Genomic DNA, 15,853 nt, shown 5'->3' with positions numbered 1-15,853 from the left:
AGAAACACTCCCTTTTGTAATGAAGTGAGTAATCACTCACATATGGAATAAAGTTATTGTAAGCCAATTTTTGCGGCTTGTAAAGTGAGTAATCACTCATTTTTTCGGAGGGGTGAATTCGGGCGGAACACGATGACGATGAACGCCCACCGCAACCTGACCAACCTGCCCGTCCGCCCAACACACAAAAGCCATCCGCACCGGATGGCTTTTGTGAAAGGAAGTTGGCTTCAAAGGGAATGGTTATTTCGCCGATTTGTCGGCAGGTTTTTTCCGGTCGATCATTTTCTCAATCGACGGCGTCAGCTGCTCCTTGATTGTAGCAACGAGCTGCTCGCGCGACATGCCCTTGGCTGCGGCGATATCGGCCAAGGACTGGCCGGAGCGGAGGCTCTTGTGCAGCTCGTCTTTGCTGATGCCGAGCGCTTTGGCGAGCTTGCCGCTATCCGGCCGCAGCCCTTGATGACGACCGTGGCCGCGGCGCTCGATTTTGTCCAGCAGCTGCTTGTCGTTGAGCACGAATTTCAGATGCTCGCCGAGACGCTGCTTCATCTCCGCGGCCTTGTCGGCCGTCAGCTTGCCGGCTTTGACGGCCTCGTCGATTTTGCCGCTGCGAAAGGCGGTCAGCTTGGCCGTCAGATCGGCTTCGCTGACGCCCTTCTCGGCTGCGGCCTCGACGATGCTTTTGCCGGATTTCAGCGAAGCCTCCAGCGCGGTCTTATCGACCCCGATGACGGATGCGGCTTCGTCGATAATCGGCCAGCGCTTGCCGTGGCCTTTGTGCGCCTTCTCGTCGGCTTTCGTCTGCACAGCGCCAGTCGTCTGCTGGCCGGAGGCTTCCGCCTGCGCGTGCGCCGTCGCTCGCGCCGTATACAACGTACCGCCGCCGAGAACGAGCGACAGGGCAATGGAGCTGACGATCAGTTTCTTAGCATAGCTAGGATTCATGCAATGTTTCTCCTTTCACTGGTGGGTGGGAATTACATCCACTAGTGTGCGCCGAAACCGTTAATCCTACTTTAAAGGAACCTTAGGTTAACCTAAAATTTAGCTTAAATCGCCCTGAGTCGCCGTTCTATAGAACGGCAATAGGCGCGCAAACGTATCGCGGATCAGCGTTTCCAACTGCTCGGGCTGGCCGAGCACGGGCTCGTCCGCAGCCAATACGCGGCCAAGCAGCAGCTCGACGCTTTTCACGTCGCGGAATTTGCCCAGCGCCGTTTGCCAGCCTTCGCGGCCGAGCGCAGACACGGACAACGCGTTTTTTTTCATATGATCAAAGGAAATGTGGAAATCGTCCGGCACAGCCGCTGCCAGCTCGTCCAACTGCGCAAGCATCCGTTCGGCAATCGCCCGTTTGTTGGGCAGCTCATAGATGAGCGCCAGCCAGATGAACAGGCGGTCGTCGAACAGCCCGACCTGAAAATGCGGCACCATTTTGTACCCGCGCTTGTTCGGACAGATCGCCAGCCACGTATCGACCGGCGCATTCACCTTGCGGCGCGCATGCTGCGCGATATGCAGGAACATTTCATTGCCGCACAGCAGCGACAGCTCCGCGCAAAGCCGTGCGCCCAACTCGCGAAATTTCGGCTGAATGCGCTCCTTGATCGCGGCCATCCGGCCGTCCAGCCCCTCTATCGTAAACGTGTCGAAATCATATGGGGTAAATCCCTCAAAACTCATCGTCATTCATCCTCTCCTTGCGGTCAAGCCCTGATCGATCTCTGATCTATCCCACATTCTAACGGAATTTGCAGCAGGCTGCAATTGCGCCTTGCGGCTGCATTTATGCGCAAGCAAGCAGGAAACGGCGCGTATTTTGGCGAATAGTACCGAATATGGACCGATTAGCAATCCGCAAGGAGGAGGACCGCAAGCTCATGATCACACGAAAATGGAAAAAGGTCGCACTGCTTGGTACGCTGATGGGCACCTGCTTCACGGCGGGCGTTTACGCCCAAGATGTCGTCCAGCGGGTCGACGCCTACCTGCGCAGCGATTTCAAGATTGTCGTCAACGGCGAGCCGGTTGCGCTGGAGCATCCGACGCTAGTGTATAACGATTCGAGCTATTTGCCGCTCAAGGAGCTGGCCGGTTATTTGGGGGCTACCGTCAACTGGCAGGGCGCGACGCAGACGATTTACATTACCAGCAAAGTCACTCCCGACCAGACGGACGGTAATGTCTCGGAGAACTATCCGGAATTTACGCTGACTTATCCATATGCGTACAATATGCAATATTTGGGCGGCGTGTATCCGGTGCTGATGAACATGTCCGACAAAACGTATTATCGGGTCAAGGACGTCAACCGCATGGGCATTGACACCAGCGGCCTGCAAAAAGTACGTGAAAAATTCACCGGCGAGCTGTACGTCAGTGAAAACGAGCTGCGGCTGCGCTGGAAGGAAACACCGGCAATTTCGTACGCCACCAGCAGCAGCGACATGATCATCGTGACGGGTGAAACCGACAGCGCCAAGCTCGCGGCCATCCGCTCCTATGTCGAGACGACACGCTCCTATCAGATCGGCGACAAGTATTACTACATCACGCCTGTTATCATCGACAAGCTGCCGGAGGAAAACACGTACAGCTATGTGCTGACTGAGAACAATCACTACTACCGGACTACGATGCGGCTGACCAAATTCGTCGAGAACGGCGATTATTTGGTAGCTACCTCGGTCCGAGAGGATTTGGAGGCCGGCAAGTAGGGCAGGGTGTCGGTTATTGGCATCTCGAATAAAAAGCCCGATCAGCTGCTCCCGTACATGCACGGCGCAACACCGGCCGAGTTACGGTCGGCTTGTCTCATCGTCTTCCGCTCGCCGAGCCTCATCGGCAGGAGAGGAAGGCGATTTTTTTTTATCATTGAAACATGTTTTGTATTTTAAATACAACAATCAAGCCTTCGTCAAGCGCCCGATTCCTGCCGGGGTGCTTTTTCCCGTGCGCGCAGTTAGCGGTCTTGCTCCGTTTCGCTTTCTTCGACCGGCCAAACGGCTCCTTGCGTCCGCAGGCGGTACTCGCTTGGCGTCATGCCCAGACGTTTGCAGAACAGGCGGTGGAAATACGTGTAATGATTAAAGCCGGCGAATTCGGCGGCTTGGCGCAAGGGCAGTTGTCCGATGCGCAGATGCTCGCAGGCGGTTTGCAGCCGCAGCTCGATCAAATAATCGATCGGCGATCGGTGAAAGGTTTCCTTGAACAGATGAGAAGCCCGCGAAACGCTCAGTCCCGCATAATCGGCAATGCGCTTTAGCGTCAGCGGCGCAGTGGCGTTTTGCTCGATGAACAGCTTCATCCGGTGGGCCGCGCTGGCGCTCAGGCGCCGGGGTTGCAGCTTGTATTGGAGCATCCGGCTCAGCGACAAAATGAACAGCCGAAAGTAACAGTTCAGAATTTCGTCGGTCAGCGAGTCGCGCCGATGCTTCTCGACGACCATTTGCCGCCAGGTGTGGATAATGTCATGCGGCTCGTCCACGTGCATCAGCGGCGGCGGCGTCAACTGGGCGAACCAGACCTCCAGCCACGGCGCGTTGCCGATTACATAATAATCCGCGCTTGGCGTGTCGTCATCGTCGACCGGATCGTCGATCTGCAGCGCATACGTATCTCCGGGGCGGTAGATAAGCAGGTCGCCCGGTTCAATGGTCCGCATCGAGCCCTGCACCCAGGCGCGCGACCTTCCCTTGACCTGCAACCGGAACAAAAAATGCTGCAGCGACGAAATGCACGAAATGGAAAAAGCTTGCCGATGTTCCGAGTAACCCAGGCTGTGAATACAAGCGGCGTCTATGGTCATGGTGATCACAATCCCTATCTGGATAAATTATCAGCTTGATTGTTCAATGAGCAGGAAGTTTGTTCATTTCCATTATAACGGCGGACTGCTAAGTTTAAAAATAAACCATTGGGCTCGCGCTGCTACCGGCCGAGCGGTCAAGCCGAATCGAGCATGGAAAAGGAGAGATCAATGATGGACAGCGTCAAGGTTTCCTATATCATCCCGACCTACAATTTCAAGGAATTGCTCAAGACAGGGCTGGATTATTTGGCAGATCAGCGTCTGGAGGCGGGCGTGGACATGGAGGTCGTGGTGATCGACGACGGCTCCAGCGACGGCACGCATGACATTGTCAATGATTACGCCGGCCGCTTCACTCATTTTGTCTATGTGTACCGGGCCAGGGACGAGCGCTCCTGCCGTTCGCGTACCCGCAATCTCGGCATCCGGCAAGCGAGCGGCGATGTCATTGTGTTTCTCGATGCCGGCGTATTGGTCGGCAAGGAGTTTACGAATATCGTCGCAGCGCGGTTTATCCAGATGTCGTCGCGCGTGCTGTACCACCGGATCGCGGGGCTGGAGATCGACCCGCAACGCGACGACATGTCGCCGCTTGCCGCCGAAAGCCTGACGCCGGACAACCTGCCGCAAGTCGTCGAACGCTTGAGCGCCGTTCCGGGCTGGGGAGACGAGCGGGAGGGCGTCGCGCGCGCTAACGCCGACGATTTGAGCCGTCTCGCGCTGCCGTGGGCTTACGGCATGACGTGCGCAATGTCCGTCCCGGCCGAGCTGGTGCGCCAGGCGGGCGGCTTCGAGGAGCGCTTCCTCGGCTGGGGCTGCGAGGACGTCGAGTTTGCGCTGCGGCTTTTTGAAGCCCAAGCCGTGTTTCATTTTGAACGGGAAGCCTGCGCGCTCCATCTGCCTCATCCCAAATCCCATACCAAAAAGCATTCCGTGTCGCATGCGAACAACGCGGAGCTTTTGCACAAGCTGTATGGTATCGTGCCGACTGAGCTGATGCTGATGTATCCGGGGCTTTTTTTCGACGCGATGATGCTCAAGCTGCAAAGCTTGCAGACCGGGCAATGGTTCGGCGCTGCTTACAAGCAGCGGCTCGCAGACGGTACTGCGCTTAGGGCGGAAGGCGCGCGCACGCTGTTGATCGGCATGGACGATCCGGACTGTGCCCGCAGCTTTGGCGCGACCCATCTGCTCGCGTACAACGAGACAAGTCTCGGGCGGCTGCGCAGCGAGCTGCCGGACGTCAGCGTCAGCTATTCGCTGGGCTGCCGGACGTTTTTTACCGACGGGTATTTCGATACGGCTGTCATCACCGATTTCATCCGGCTGCTGCACCCGGCGCTGGCCGCCCAACTGCTGCGCGAAGCGGGACGGGTGGCGAAGACCGTCGTGTTGCTGCTTGCTGGCGATGAAGCGCCGCCCCAGCCGAAGCTGGTGCCACCGGCAATCGTCAAACGGCTGATTACGCTGGAAACCGCGCCGGCGGCAGACGGCTTTGCCATCGAATATGCGTTTGTTCCGGGCAATAACCGCGCCGTCATGGAACGCTACTACTGGTCCCCGGTAGAGGAGATGGCCCAACTGGCCGCACAGCTGCTGCCGGAAGGGAGCTGGACGATCGGCGTGCCGGACCGGATGAACGCGCAGGCTTGACCCGATATGTCGCCATTGCTGTGCGTATAGGCTTTACAAACAGGATAACGAAGGTTTTGCTTATCTGCAATACCCGAACCGGCCCTCCTGCGAGGGCTTTTTTGTATGTTTTCACTTAAAAATTTGTCAATAATCCAAGTTGCTAAAACATAGAATTCATAATAAGATAAGGATATAAGGAAAAGTTGTCTGAATATTTTGTAAAATAGCGATGATTCGATATGGAGGGGATTGCCGTGAGTAAAAGTCATGAAGTTGAGTATTGCAACCTAGAGTTACGATTTGATCGTCGGCTAATCCGGAATTTTATCAAAGCGCTGATTCAGGAAGGCTATTCCTTGTATTGGAACGAAAGCGAGCAGCAATTCATTATTTCTATCCGGACCGGGCGGAAGCTGGTCAAGCTGAAATTTGAGCGCATCGGCGAAAAGTATAAAATTGTCGGCAACTACTCCTTCAAGGACGAGAAGCTGGCCGAGATGATGGAGAAGATGATCGGCGATACGCGCGGTCATGCCGTCGTCAAACGGTTCAAGGACCGGCAAATTCTGATTGAAAATATCATGTTCGGCGAAATCATCCGTATGGTGGAAATTTCCGGCATCGAGCATAAGGTGTTGTATCAAAAAGAGCCCGTCGTCACCGTCGAAGAGGTGATGCAGGCGCTGCGCTCCAAGCGGCCGGACGAACGCATCCCGGTGCTGCGGCTGGAGCTGGATTACGAGCTGGCCACGCTGCATGACGCACTGGAAGCAGGCGACGCGCAAGCGGCAGCCGACAGCAAGCTCAAGCTTGCCGAGCTGCGCCAGGAAATGCTGCTGCTGGAGATGTGAGTGATTTACGACTATAGGCATAAGCTCATTCGAGGAGCAAGCGGACGACCCAAGTTTCGCAGAGCTCCTCTTTTTTTGCGCAAACAGAGCATTGTTAACGTGTGCATGAATGTGATACACTGTTTGTGAGGTGTAACCATGAGTGTGACGATCAAAGATATCGCCAAGCTCGCAGGCGTGTCGCACACGACCGTTTCGCGGGCGCTGAACGACAGTCCGCTGATCAGCGGCGAGACGAAGGCGCGCATCCGGCAGCTGGCCGAGCAGCTTCAGTATTCGCCGAACTTTAGCGCGAAGGGACTCGTTTTGGATCGCTCGTATAATTTGGGGCTTTTTTTCACGACACTGAGCAAGGGAACGTCGGCCGGCTTCTTTTATGAAGCGATCCGCGGTGTCAACGGCGTGATCGGCGACCGTTACCAGCTGATCGTTAAAGGCATCGACGATTATACGAGCTTTCATGCGATTGCCCGCAAAAGCTTCGACGGCTTGATCGTCGTCAGCCAGAGCGCCGAGGACCAGCCGTTCATTGAGCACGCCGTCGCCCAAGGCATTCCGATCGCGGTGTTGAACCGCTCCGTCACGACAGCGGACGCGCTGAACGTGCTGTCCGATGAAGAGGAAGGCGCGTATCAGGCCGTGTCCTATCTGATCGGACAAGGACACCGGCGCATCGCGCTCGTCGAGGGCCGGGCCGGCTTTCAGTCGGCGGAGCACCGCCGGGCCGGCTTTGCGCGGGCTCTGGCCCGGCACGGACTGGCGCTTGATGAAGCGCACCGCTATCCGGGCCAATACGATCTTGCGAGCGGCCACCGGGCGATGCAGCAGTTCATCAGCCTGGCGGCGCGGCCGACGGCGGTATTTTGCTGCAACGACGAGATGGCGCTCGGCGCGATCAAAGCCGCCGCAGAAGCCGGGCTGGCGGTGCCGCGCGACGTCTCGGTCGTCGGCTTTGACGACACCGTCTTCGCGGCGTTTACGTCGCCCGCGTTGACGACGGTGCGCCGGCCGATCGAGCGGATCAGCCGGGAAGGCGCGCAGCGGCTGCTGCAAGGGATCGAGCGCAAGCAGCCGGCCAGCGGGCGCGTGCTGCTGCGCACGGAGCTGGTCGTCCGCGAGTCGGCGGCGGCTCCGGCCCGGGAGCAGTAGCAGCGGTCGGGCTGGGCGCACCCGGCGCGCCGCCCGCACAGCCAAGCGGCTCGGTCGAGCCCGGCCAGCTTTGTCGAAGCCCGGGCGGACGAGCTGCTTGAGCGGGGCGCCCGGACTGACGCTGCTTGGCATCAAGCAGCCCGCTTGCTGCGTCGGCGACGACGCCTCGAGGGCTTTCAAACCAATGCGGAGGAGAAACCAAACTATGAGCATACCAGCAGCGGCCAAGCCGTACATACTTGCCGTTGATATCGGCACCACGAGCACGAAGACGCTGCTTGTCAGCCGCGAAGGCCGGGTGATGGCTTCGCATGCGGTCGAATACCCGCTATACACGCCTGCGGCCGACCGCGCCGAGCAGGACCCGCTCGATATATTCCGCGCCGTGCTGCAAGGCGTCGGCATCGTGATGCGCAAGCTGGACGCGCGGCCCGGCGACATTGTGTGCGCGTCGTTCAGCTCGGCGATGCATTCGCTGCTTGCCGTAAGCGCAGACACGACGCCGCTGACGCCATGCATCACATGGGCCGACAACCGCAGCGCCCGCGTGGCCGACGAGCTGAAGGCGAGCGGTGTGGGGACGGCGATTTACGGACGCACCGGAACACCGATCCATCCGATGTCGCCGCTGACCAAGCTGATGTGGTTTCGCGAGCAGCAGCCGGAGCTTTTGCAGCGTGCTTTTAAATGGATCGGGATCAAGGAGTTCGTCTTCGCCAAGCTGTTCGGCCGCTACGTCGTCGACTACCCGCTGGCAAGCGCTACGGGCTTATTCCGGCTGGAGCGGCTCGATTGGGACGAGGAGGCGCTCCAGCTGGCTGGCGTGACGCGCGGGCAGCTTTCCGAGCCGGTGCCGGCGGTGTACAGGCTGGAGGGCATGAAAAGCGAATACGCCGAGGCGATGGGGCTTGATCCGAACACGCCGTTTGTCGTAGGCGCATCCGACGGTGCGCTCGCCAATCTCGGCGTCGGGGCCACGCAGCCGGGTGTGATTGCTGTGACGATCGGCACAAGCGGCGCCGTGCGCGGCATCGCGCCGCGCCCGGCAATCGATCCCCAAGGCCGGCTGTTCTGCTACGCGCTGCTGGAGAACCAGTGGGTGATCGGCGGCCCGATCAATAACGGCGGCATCATGCTGCGTTGGGTGCGCGACCGGCTGGCGACGCTGGAGGCGGAGGAGGGGCGGCGCCGCGGCATGGACCCGTACGATTATTTGACCGAGCTGGCGGCCGAGGTGCCGGCCGGCTCGGAGGGCCTGCTGTTTCTGCCGCTGCTCAGCGGCGAGCGGGCGCCTTACTGGAACGCGAACGCGCGCGGCGTCTTTTTCGGCCTGTCGCTGTATCACGATAAAAAGCATATGATCCGCGCCGTGCTCGAAGGCGTCATGCTGCGCATTCATTCCGTGGCCGCGGCGCTGCAGGAGCTGGCCGGACCGGCTGCGGAAATCCGCGCCTCCGGCGGCTTCGCCCGCTCCGTTTTCTGGCGGCAAATGCTCGCCGACGTGCTGGGCGCGCGGCTCGGCGTGCCGGACGCCATCGAAAGCTCGGCGCTGGGCGCAGCGATGCTTGGCCTCTTGGCAATGGGCGAAATCGCTGATCTGCGGCAAACCGCCGACTGGGTTCAGCTGGAAGCCGTCCACGAGCCCAATGAAAACGATCATCGCACATATAAGCAATTGACATCTATTTATGAGAGCGTATATCATCAATTAAAAGATCAGTTCGATGCAATTTCCGCTTTCCAGGCGTTGTCCCACCGCCATGCGAGCAGCTAATGCGCCGCACCAGCGATGAATTGATTGCAACCCGGCGCCCCTGCGGCAGCCGGTCAGCGGCGTGAAGGAGCGTCGGGCGGTCAGCGGCCCGCGATGCGGCCGAAGGCCGGCGCTTTGACATTTTCGCGGAACAATGGGATGCTATAGGCAGAATACTTATAATCGGAAGGATGTAGAGAGAGCAATGGCAAAACAACAAATCGGCGTCGTCGGTCTGGCGGTCATGGGGAAAAACCTCGCGCTGAACATCGAAAGCAGAGGCTTTACCGTATCCGTATTCAACCGCTCGGCGGAAAAAACAAAGGAGCTTCTGGCAGAAGCTCCGGGCAAGCAGCTTGTCGGTACATACAGCGTGGAAGAATTCGTGGAATCGCTCGAAGTACCGCGCAAAATCCTGATCATGGTCAAGGCGGGCAAGCCGACGGACGATACGATCAACCAGCTGCTGCCGCTCCTGTCGCCTGGCGACATCCTGATCGACGGCGGCAACTCGTATTTCCCTGATACGCAGCGCCGCAACAAGGAGCTGGAAGCTCACGGCATCCGCTTTGTCGGTACAGGCGTATCCGGCGGCGAAGAAGGCGCGCTCAAGGGCCCTTCGATCATGCCGGGCGGCCAGAAGGACGCTTATGAGCTGGTCGAGCCGATTCTGACGGCGATTTCGGCCAAAGTAGGCGGCGACCCTTGCTGTACCTACATCGGACCGGACGGCGCGGGCCACTATGTCAAAATGGTCCATAACGGCATCGAATACGGCGATATGCAGCTGATCTGCGAAGCTTACCAGCTGCTCAAGGACGTGCTGGGCGTCAGCACCGAGGAGCTGCACGAAATTTTCACCGAATGGAACAACGGGGAGCTGGACAGCTACCTGATCGAAATTACCCGCGACATTTTCACCAAATATGACGAAGAAACCGGCAAGCCGATGGTCGACGTGATTCTCGACTCCGCCGGTCAAAAAGGCACGGGCAAATGGACCAGCCAAAGCGCGCTGGATCTGGGCGTGCCGCTCTCGATCATCACCGAATCCGTCTTCTCGCGCTTCATCTCGGCGATGAAGGAAGAGCGCGTGGCAGCAAGCAAGGTGCTCAGCGGGCCTACGGCTCCGACTTTCGAAGGCGACCGCAAGGCGTTCATCGAAGCGGTTCGCAAAGCGCTGTATGCCAGCAAAATTTGCTCCTACGCGCAAGGCTTCGCACAAATGCGCGCGGCTTCCGAGGAGTACGGCTGGGATCTGCAATACGGCAACATCGCGATGATTTTCCGCGGCGGCTGCATCATTCGCGCCCGCTTCCTGCAAAACATCAAAGACGCTTACGACCGCAATCCGGAGCTGAAAAATCTGCTGCTCGACGCCTACTTCCAGGATATCGTCGGCAATTACCAGTCCGCTTGGCGTGAAGTCATCGCTCAAGCCGTCACGCGCGGCATCCCGGTACCGGCGTTTGCTTCCGCGCTGGCTTACTATGACAGCTACCGCACGGAAAGACTGCCGGCCAATCTGCTGCAGGCGCAGCGCGACTACTTCGGTGCGCATACGTTCCAGCGCGTGGACAAAGAAGGCTCGTTCCACTACAACTGGATCGGCAGCGGCGAATAAGGTTAACCGGCAGGGGAATCCTGCCGTCCGTAAGCCGCCTCGCGCAGCCATTTCTTCAGCCGGTCGGCTTCCTGATCGAAGCCGTTGCGGCGGTGGATCAGCATCATGGCGACTTCGGCAAAATACAAGAAGTTTTTTATCAAGTGTGGTTGAGACGTGACCTGCATCTGCGGGTCCTCCTCAGCCACCTTTTTCTTAATAAATTCCAAAATCCATACGACATCTTCCTTGCAGAGCGGGTAACCCGGGTGCAGCAGCTGGTCCAGCTTGCCTCTGGTCGGATCGGGATAAGCGGCGGCTCGGTTCAAAGCAACATCTCTCCTTGTCGGCTTTTGGTTTTTAATTTCATGATAACTGTTCGTGCTGGAATTTATTCACAATACTATATGTTTTTTTGACGGCGCGTATTCATGACTTTGTTGGCTATGGTATGATGGAGAGACCGTTTGCGGAAAAGGCAGAGCAGGGGGAGAAGGAAGAGAAAATGGACAACATCGTATTGATCGGTTTTATGGGTTCGGGCAAATCCACGGTCGGCCGCAAGCTGGCGGACAGACTTGGCTGGACGTTCACCGACACCGACGCGCGCGTGGAACAGGAGCAGGGGACGACGATCTCCGAGCTGTTTCGCCAGCGTGGAGAAGCCGAGTTTCGCGAGCTGGAGAGCCGCGTGCTGGAGGACGTGCTGGCCGAGGGCCGGCAGGTGGTGGCGACAGGCGGCGGCATCGTGTTGGCTGAGCGCAACCGCCTCCGGATGCTGGAGGGGGGCCTGGTCGTGGCCTTAAAGGCCGAAGCGGGCGAGGTGATCAAGCGCGTGAGCAGCGACCGAAGCCGGCCGCTTCTTCAGGGCGACGTCGGCGAGCGGGTGCGGACGCTGATGGAGCAGCGCAAGCATGCTTACGATTTCGCCCATTTGAGCATCGATACAAGCGCGCTCAGCGTCGAGCAGGTGATCGGGCAAATTCTCGAACGTCTGCAGTACAAGCTTTAAAATCGGGTGAAGCACCAGCAGCTTCCAGCCGACAAAAAAAGGGAGAACCTAGTTCTCCCATTCCAGCATGCCGCCGGTCATGTTTTTGAGTCCCTCGTAGCCAAGCGACTCCAGGTAGCCGAGCGCGCGGCCGCTGCGTGCGCCGCTGCGGCAGACAAGAATGACTTCCCCGGTGCGGGGAATTTCGCTGTGGCGCTCCGGCAGCTGGCCGAGCGGGATATGGCGGGCGCCGGCAATCATGCCGGCTGCGACCTCTTCGTCCTCGCGGACGTCGACAATCGTCAGCGACTCGCCGCGGTCCAGCCGTTCTTTTACTTCAGCAGGTAAAATGGTTTCCACCGGAAAACCTCCGTTACGTTAAGGAATAGCGGGAGCAAGTCCCAATGCCACTCTATCATAGCGAAAGCGGGGAAGCAGTGTCAAACGCCCGTGCCGAATAGTGGGCCGCAAAGGGACCTGTTTGCCGGTGCGTCCGGCGCAAGCGGCGTTGCTGCTTGAATTGTTCCCATCCGGTGTCACATGTGATACACTGAACGATAGGATATTTGATAGTAGGGAGAGATTGGACACTCATGAAAGCGATTGTAAAACCAACCGCCAGCCTGCAAGGCGAAATTAACGCATTATCCTCTAAAAACTACACGACCCGTTATTTGCTCATCGGCGCGTTGGCGGAAGGTACAAGCACGATTTATTATCCCGCTCACAGCGAGGACAGCGACGCGATGCGCCGCTGCGTGCGCGATCTGGGCGCCGTTATTGAAGAAGACGACGAGAAAATCGTCATTACCGGCTTTGGCAGCCGTCCCAAGCACGTATCGGAGCTGAATGTCGGCAACGCCGGAGCGGTGCTGCGTTTTTTGATGTCGATTGCTGCTTTTTGCCCTGATCTGACGTTCGTCAATACGTACCCGGAATCGCTGGGCAAACGTCCGCATGATGATTTGATCGAAACCCTGCAGCAAATGGGCGTTGAGGTGCAACATAATAACGGCCGTCTGCCGATAACTATTAAAGGGGGACATCCGCGCGGCGGCAAATTGACCGTGTCCGGCAATGTCAGCTCGCAATTTTTGAGCTCCCTGCTGTTTATGACTCCGTTGCTGGAAGAAGACAGCGAAATCGAGGTGCTCCATGACCTCAAATCGAAGATTATTGTCGGCCAGACGCTGGAAGTCATGGAGCAGGCCGGCATCCGTTTTGAAGCAAGCGAAGATCTGATGCATTACCGGATTCCGGGCAGACAGAAATATGAAGCCAAGGAATATGTGATTCAGGGGGACTATCCGGGTTCCGCGGCGATTCTGGCTGCGGCAGCGGTCACGAACTCCGATGTGCGCGTTTTGCGCTTGGCTGAGAACAGCAAGCAGGGCGAAAAGGCGTGCGTGGATGTATTGCGCGCAATGGGCATCAACCTGACGCACGAGAACGGCGTCGTTCACGTCAAGGGCAACCAGCAGCTCAAGGCCGGCGAGTTTGACGGCGATCATTTCACCGACGCCGTGCTGGCGATGGTTGCGGCCGCTGTATTTGCAGAAGGAACATCACGTTTTTACAATGTGGAGAACCTGCGCTACAAGGAATGTGACCGCATCACCGATTATTTGAACGAGCTGCGCAAAGCCGGCGCCGACGTCGAAGAGCGGCAAAGCGAAATCATCGTGCACGGCAAGCCGCAAGGCGTCGAAGGCGGCGTCACCATCAATGCGCATTTCGACCATCGCGTTATTATGGCGTTGACCGTGGTTGGCTTGCGCTCGAACAAAGGGCTGATCATCGACGATGCGCATCATGTCGCTAAATCGTATCCGCAGTATTTTGATCATTTGCGTTCCATTGGTGCCCAGGTGGAATTTGTCGAAGATTAAGCTACTTCTATACAGCGAACGGGTGAATCCGCATGACGATTTTATGGCAAGGACTGAAAGTAACCTTCGCATTTTTTCTCATTGCCGGGCTGCTGTTTGCCAGTGGTGTTTTTTCAGTGCTGCTATATGCGAAAGTAACAGGTAAGGAAGAGGATTGGCTTTCCCGCGGACAAGCGCAGCCGCTGGTCGCGGCTCCCGCCGAAACAGTCGACCCGGAGCCGAAGTCGAGCCCCGAACCGCCGCAACCGCAATCGGCCATGCTCGATGCGCCGCTGGTCCGGCAGCTGCCCGAGCTGCCTGCAGGCTGTGAAATTACGAGTCTGACCATGCTGCTGCAATTTTACGGTGTCAACAAAAGCAAGATGGAGCTGGTCGCGGAAATGCCGCGGGACCAGACGCCTGTCAGGCTGAACAGCGACGGCTCAGTCGCGTATTGGGGCAACCCGAATACCGGCTTTGTCGGCGATGTGACCCGCAAGGGACGCGGCTTCGGGATTTATCATGCCGGCTTGCTGCCGCTGCTTTCGCAATACGTCAAAACCGCAGTCGATTTGACCAACAAGCCGTTTGACGCTTACGAAAAGCAGGTGGCTGCAGGCATTCCCGTTGTTGTCTGGACGACAATCGATTACAATTTGCCATACAAATGGGTGATTTGGGACACGCCGATCGGCCCGATCGAAACGACCTATTCCGAGCATGCCGTATTAATGGTGGGCTTTGATGAGAATCATGTCTATGTGAACGACCCGCTGAGCGGGAAGAAAAGCGTTGCCATCGATAAAGCCCAATTTGTCGATACCTGGACAGCGATGGGCAAACAAGGACTCACCTATGCCGAATAAACGGCAGCCAGTTCAAGGAGGCGGAGCAAATGGCATTTGAAAATCCCGGGCGGGATCGCATCAAGGACATTTTGGCCGGAGCAGGCAATATCGCCGTTGTCGGCTTGTCCGATAATCCGGATCGAACGTCCTACATGGTTGCTGAAGCGCTGCAGCAGCGCGGTTATCGGATCATCCCGGTTAATCCGAACGCAGAGCGAATTCTGGGTGAAACGTGTTATCCGTCGCTGACGGACGTGCCGGAGCCGGTCGATATCGTTAACGTTTTCCGTCGTGCGGAGCAGGTGGTACCGATTGCCGAAGAAGCCGTGCGCATCGGAGCCAAGGTTTTTTGGCTGCAGCTTGGTATTGTGAATGAAGAGGCCGGACGCATCGCCGCGGAAGCGGGACTTGACGTTATTATGGATCGTTGCATCAAAGTGGAGGACGCTGTCTTGCGTCCGAGGGCCTAAGCAGTGAACGGGAAACCGCAGGTGAAATCGCCTGCGGTTTTTTGATTGCAGGCGTTTTTGAAGATGAGGGAAAAATACCCAAAAACCGCGATTCATAAAATCGGGCGCTGCGACAGAGAATAGAAAAGGCCCCTAAGCGGGCTCCCATACCGATGATATTAAAGGAGGATTTACAAGCATGTACAACAACTTCAGCAACAACTTCGGTTCTTCTTCCTACGGTACAGCTTCCCAAGGCGTTTCCCAGTACCAAGGTTTTCAAAAACCATACCAGCCGGTAGGTTATGTGCAATCCTTCTACGGCCAAAGCGCGGTAACTGCTAATCAGCCGTATGGACAAGCCATTTCCCCGGATGCTTACCACACAGCGAACTACCGTGGCAACCAACTGGGCCATGACAACTACCTGCGTTCCGACTCGATGACGCCGGCGCAGCAACAAGTGGGCGGCTTCCAAACCGGCTTCTCCACTTACGGCATGAACACAGGCATCAACAACACGGCAAGCCAATTCGGCATCAACCAGTCGCAGTTTGGCTTCCGCAACCAGCAGCAACAACAGCAACAACAATTCGGCATGAATCAATTTGCCGGTAAATCGGTAACGGCCAACCAGCAATACGGTCAAGCCATTTCCCCGGACGCTTATCACACAGCGAACTACCGCGGCAATCAGCTCGGCCATGACAACTACCTGCGTTCCGACTCGATGACGCCGGCTCAACAGCAAATCGGCGGCTTCCAAGCCGGCTACAACACGCAAAGCGTGCCTTCCTACAGCACAGGCATCAACAATGTAGGTCAACAATTCGGCTATAACTCCGCATACTAATCCGCTGCCGGCGCTTGCTGGCCATCGGCTGCAAATTGC

General features: G+C 57.5%; 16 protein-coding genes. 11 read left to right on the top strand and 5 right to left on the bottom strand.

The features are described from left to right. Nucleotides 1-243: 243 nt before the first annotated feature. On the bottom strand, nucleotides 244-948 hold the full coding sequence (locus B5M42_RS03795; RefSeq protein ID WP_134756503.1) for a hypothetical protein: 705 nt from the start codon (nucleotides 946-948) through the stop codon (nucleotides 244-246). Nucleotides 949-1,047: 99 nt separating this feature from the next. Then, entirely contained in the window at nucleotides 1,048-1,692 is a 645-nt protein-coding gene (locus B5M42_RS03790) for a DUF1054 domain-containing protein (RefSeq protein ID WP_329959240.1), read from the bottom strand. 191 nt (nucleotides 1,693-1,883) lie between these two features. On the opposite strand from B5M42_RS03790, the gene B5M42_RS03785 reads away from it, so the two are divergent. Next, nucleotides 1,884-2,720: a stalk domain-containing protein gene (locus tag B5M42_RS03785; RefSeq protein ID WP_167690228.1), complete on the top strand. Its 837-nt coding sequence runs from the start codon at nucleotides 1,884-1,886 to the stop codon at nucleotides 2,718-2,720. Between the two features lie 245 nt (nucleotides 2,721-2,965). Here B5M42_RS03785 and B5M42_RS03780 read toward each other — a convergent pair whose 3' ends face one another. After that, nucleotides 2,966-3,811, bottom strand: a complete 846-nt coding sequence (locus B5M42_RS03780) for a helix-turn-helix transcriptional regulator (protein WP_134756507.1) — start codon at nucleotides 3,809-3,811, stop codon at nucleotides 2,966-2,968. Between the two features lie 171 nt (nucleotides 3,812-3,982). Between B5M42_RS03780 and B5M42_RS03775 the strand changes: the two genes are divergently transcribed. The 5 genes from B5M42_RS03775 to gndA all read left to right on the top strand — a co-directional run bounded on the left by B5M42_RS03775 (nucleotide 3,983) and on the right by gndA (nucleotide 10,826). Then, entirely contained in the window at nucleotides 3,983-5,467 is a 1,485-nt protein-coding gene (locus B5M42_RS03775) for a glycosyltransferase family 2 protein (protein ID WP_167690232.1), read from the top strand. A 236-nt stretch (nucleotides 5,468-5,703) separates the two neighbouring features. Then, nucleotides 5,704-6,300: a hypothetical protein gene (locus tag B5M42_RS03770; protein ID WP_134756511.1), complete on the top strand. Its 597-nt coding sequence runs from the start codon at nucleotides 5,704-5,706 to the stop codon at nucleotides 6,298-6,300. A gap of 138 nt (nucleotides 6,301-6,438) precedes the next feature. Beyond that, nucleotides 6,439-7,449, top strand: coding sequence for a LacI family DNA-binding transcriptional regulator (locus B5M42_RS03765; protein WP_134756513.1), 1,011 nt, complete (start codon nucleotides 6,439-6,441; stop codon nucleotides 7,447-7,449). Nucleotides 7,450-7,654: 205 nt separating this feature from the next. Further along, nucleotides 7,655-9,223: a gluconokinase gene (locus B5M42_RS03760; RefSeq protein ID WP_230632610.1), complete on the top strand. Its 1,569-nt coding sequence runs from the start codon at nucleotides 7,655-7,657 to the stop codon at nucleotides 9,221-9,223. A gap of 184 nt (nucleotides 9,224-9,407) precedes the next feature. Next, a complete protein-coding gene (gndA, locus tag B5M42_RS03755) occupies nucleotides 9,408-10,826 on the top strand; it encodes an NADP-dependent phosphogluconate dehydrogenase (protein WP_134756315.1) in 1,419 nt (472 codons plus the stop codon). A gap of 2 nt (nucleotides 10,827-10,828) precedes the next feature. Here gndA and B5M42_RS03750 read toward each other — a convergent pair whose 3' ends face one another. Further along, a complete protein-coding gene (locus B5M42_RS03750; RefSeq protein WP_134756314.1) occupies nucleotides 10,829-11,134 on the bottom strand; it encodes a hypothetical protein in 306 nt (101 codons plus the stop codon). 176 nt (nucleotides 11,135-11,310) lie between these two features. Between B5M42_RS03750 and B5M42_RS03745 the strand changes: the two genes are divergently transcribed. Further along, nucleotides 11,311-11,817 (top strand): shikimate kinase, encoded by a 507-nt coding sequence (locus B5M42_RS03745; RefSeq protein WP_134756313.1) that lies wholly within the window; start codon nucleotides 11,311-11,313, stop codon nucleotides 11,815-11,817. A gap of 48 nt (nucleotides 11,818-11,865) precedes the next feature. Here the strand turns inward: B5M42_RS03745 and B5M42_RS03740 are convergent, their stop codons facing one another. Continuing rightward, nucleotides 11,866-12,156, bottom strand: a complete 291-nt coding sequence (locus B5M42_RS03740) for a rhodanese-like domain-containing protein (RefSeq protein ID WP_134756312.1) — start codon at nucleotides 12,154-12,156, stop codon at nucleotides 11,866-11,868. A gap of 233 nt (nucleotides 12,157-12,389) precedes the next feature. Here B5M42_RS03740 and aroA point away from each other — a divergent pair, with 233 nt between their 5' ends. The 4 genes from aroA to B5M42_RS03720 all read left to right on the top strand — a co-directional run bounded on the left by aroA (nucleotide 12,390) and on the right by B5M42_RS03720 (nucleotide 15,814). Next, on the top strand, nucleotides 12,390-13,685 hold the full coding sequence (gene aroA / locus B5M42_RS03735) for a 3-phosphoshikimate 1-carboxyvinyltransferase (RefSeq protein WP_134756311.1): 1,296 nt from the start codon (nucleotides 12,390-12,392) through the stop codon (nucleotides 13,683-13,685). A gap of 32 nt (nucleotides 13,686-13,717) precedes the next feature. After that, nucleotides 13,718-14,530, top strand: a complete 813-nt coding sequence (locus B5M42_RS03730) for a C39 family peptidase (RefSeq protein ID WP_134756310.1) — start codon at nucleotides 13,718-13,720, stop codon at nucleotides 14,528-14,530. Nucleotides 14,531-14,559: 29 nt separating this feature from the next. Beyond that, nucleotides 14,560-14,982 carry a CoA-binding protein gene (locus tag B5M42_RS03725; RefSeq protein WP_134756309.1) on the top strand — a complete coding sequence of 141 codons (423 nt, stop codon included), beginning with the start codon at nucleotides 14,560-14,562 and terminating at the stop codon, nucleotides 14,980-14,982. Between the two features lie 178 nt (nucleotides 14,983-15,160). Continuing rightward, nucleotides 15,161-15,814 (top strand): hypothetical protein, encoded by a 654-nt coding sequence (locus B5M42_RS03720; RefSeq protein WP_209280776.1) that lies wholly within the window; start codon nucleotides 15,161-15,163, stop codon nucleotides 15,812-15,814. Nucleotides 15,815-15,853 lie beyond the last annotated feature (39 nt).

It is taken from the genome of Paenibacillus athensensis, from assembly GCF_004514475.2.
Classification (GTDB): Bacteria; Bacillota; Bacilli; order Paenibacillales; family NBRC-103111; genus Paenibacillus_AL; species Paenibacillus_AL athensensis.
This window is presented reverse-complemented; position numbering and strand designations above follow the sequence as displayed.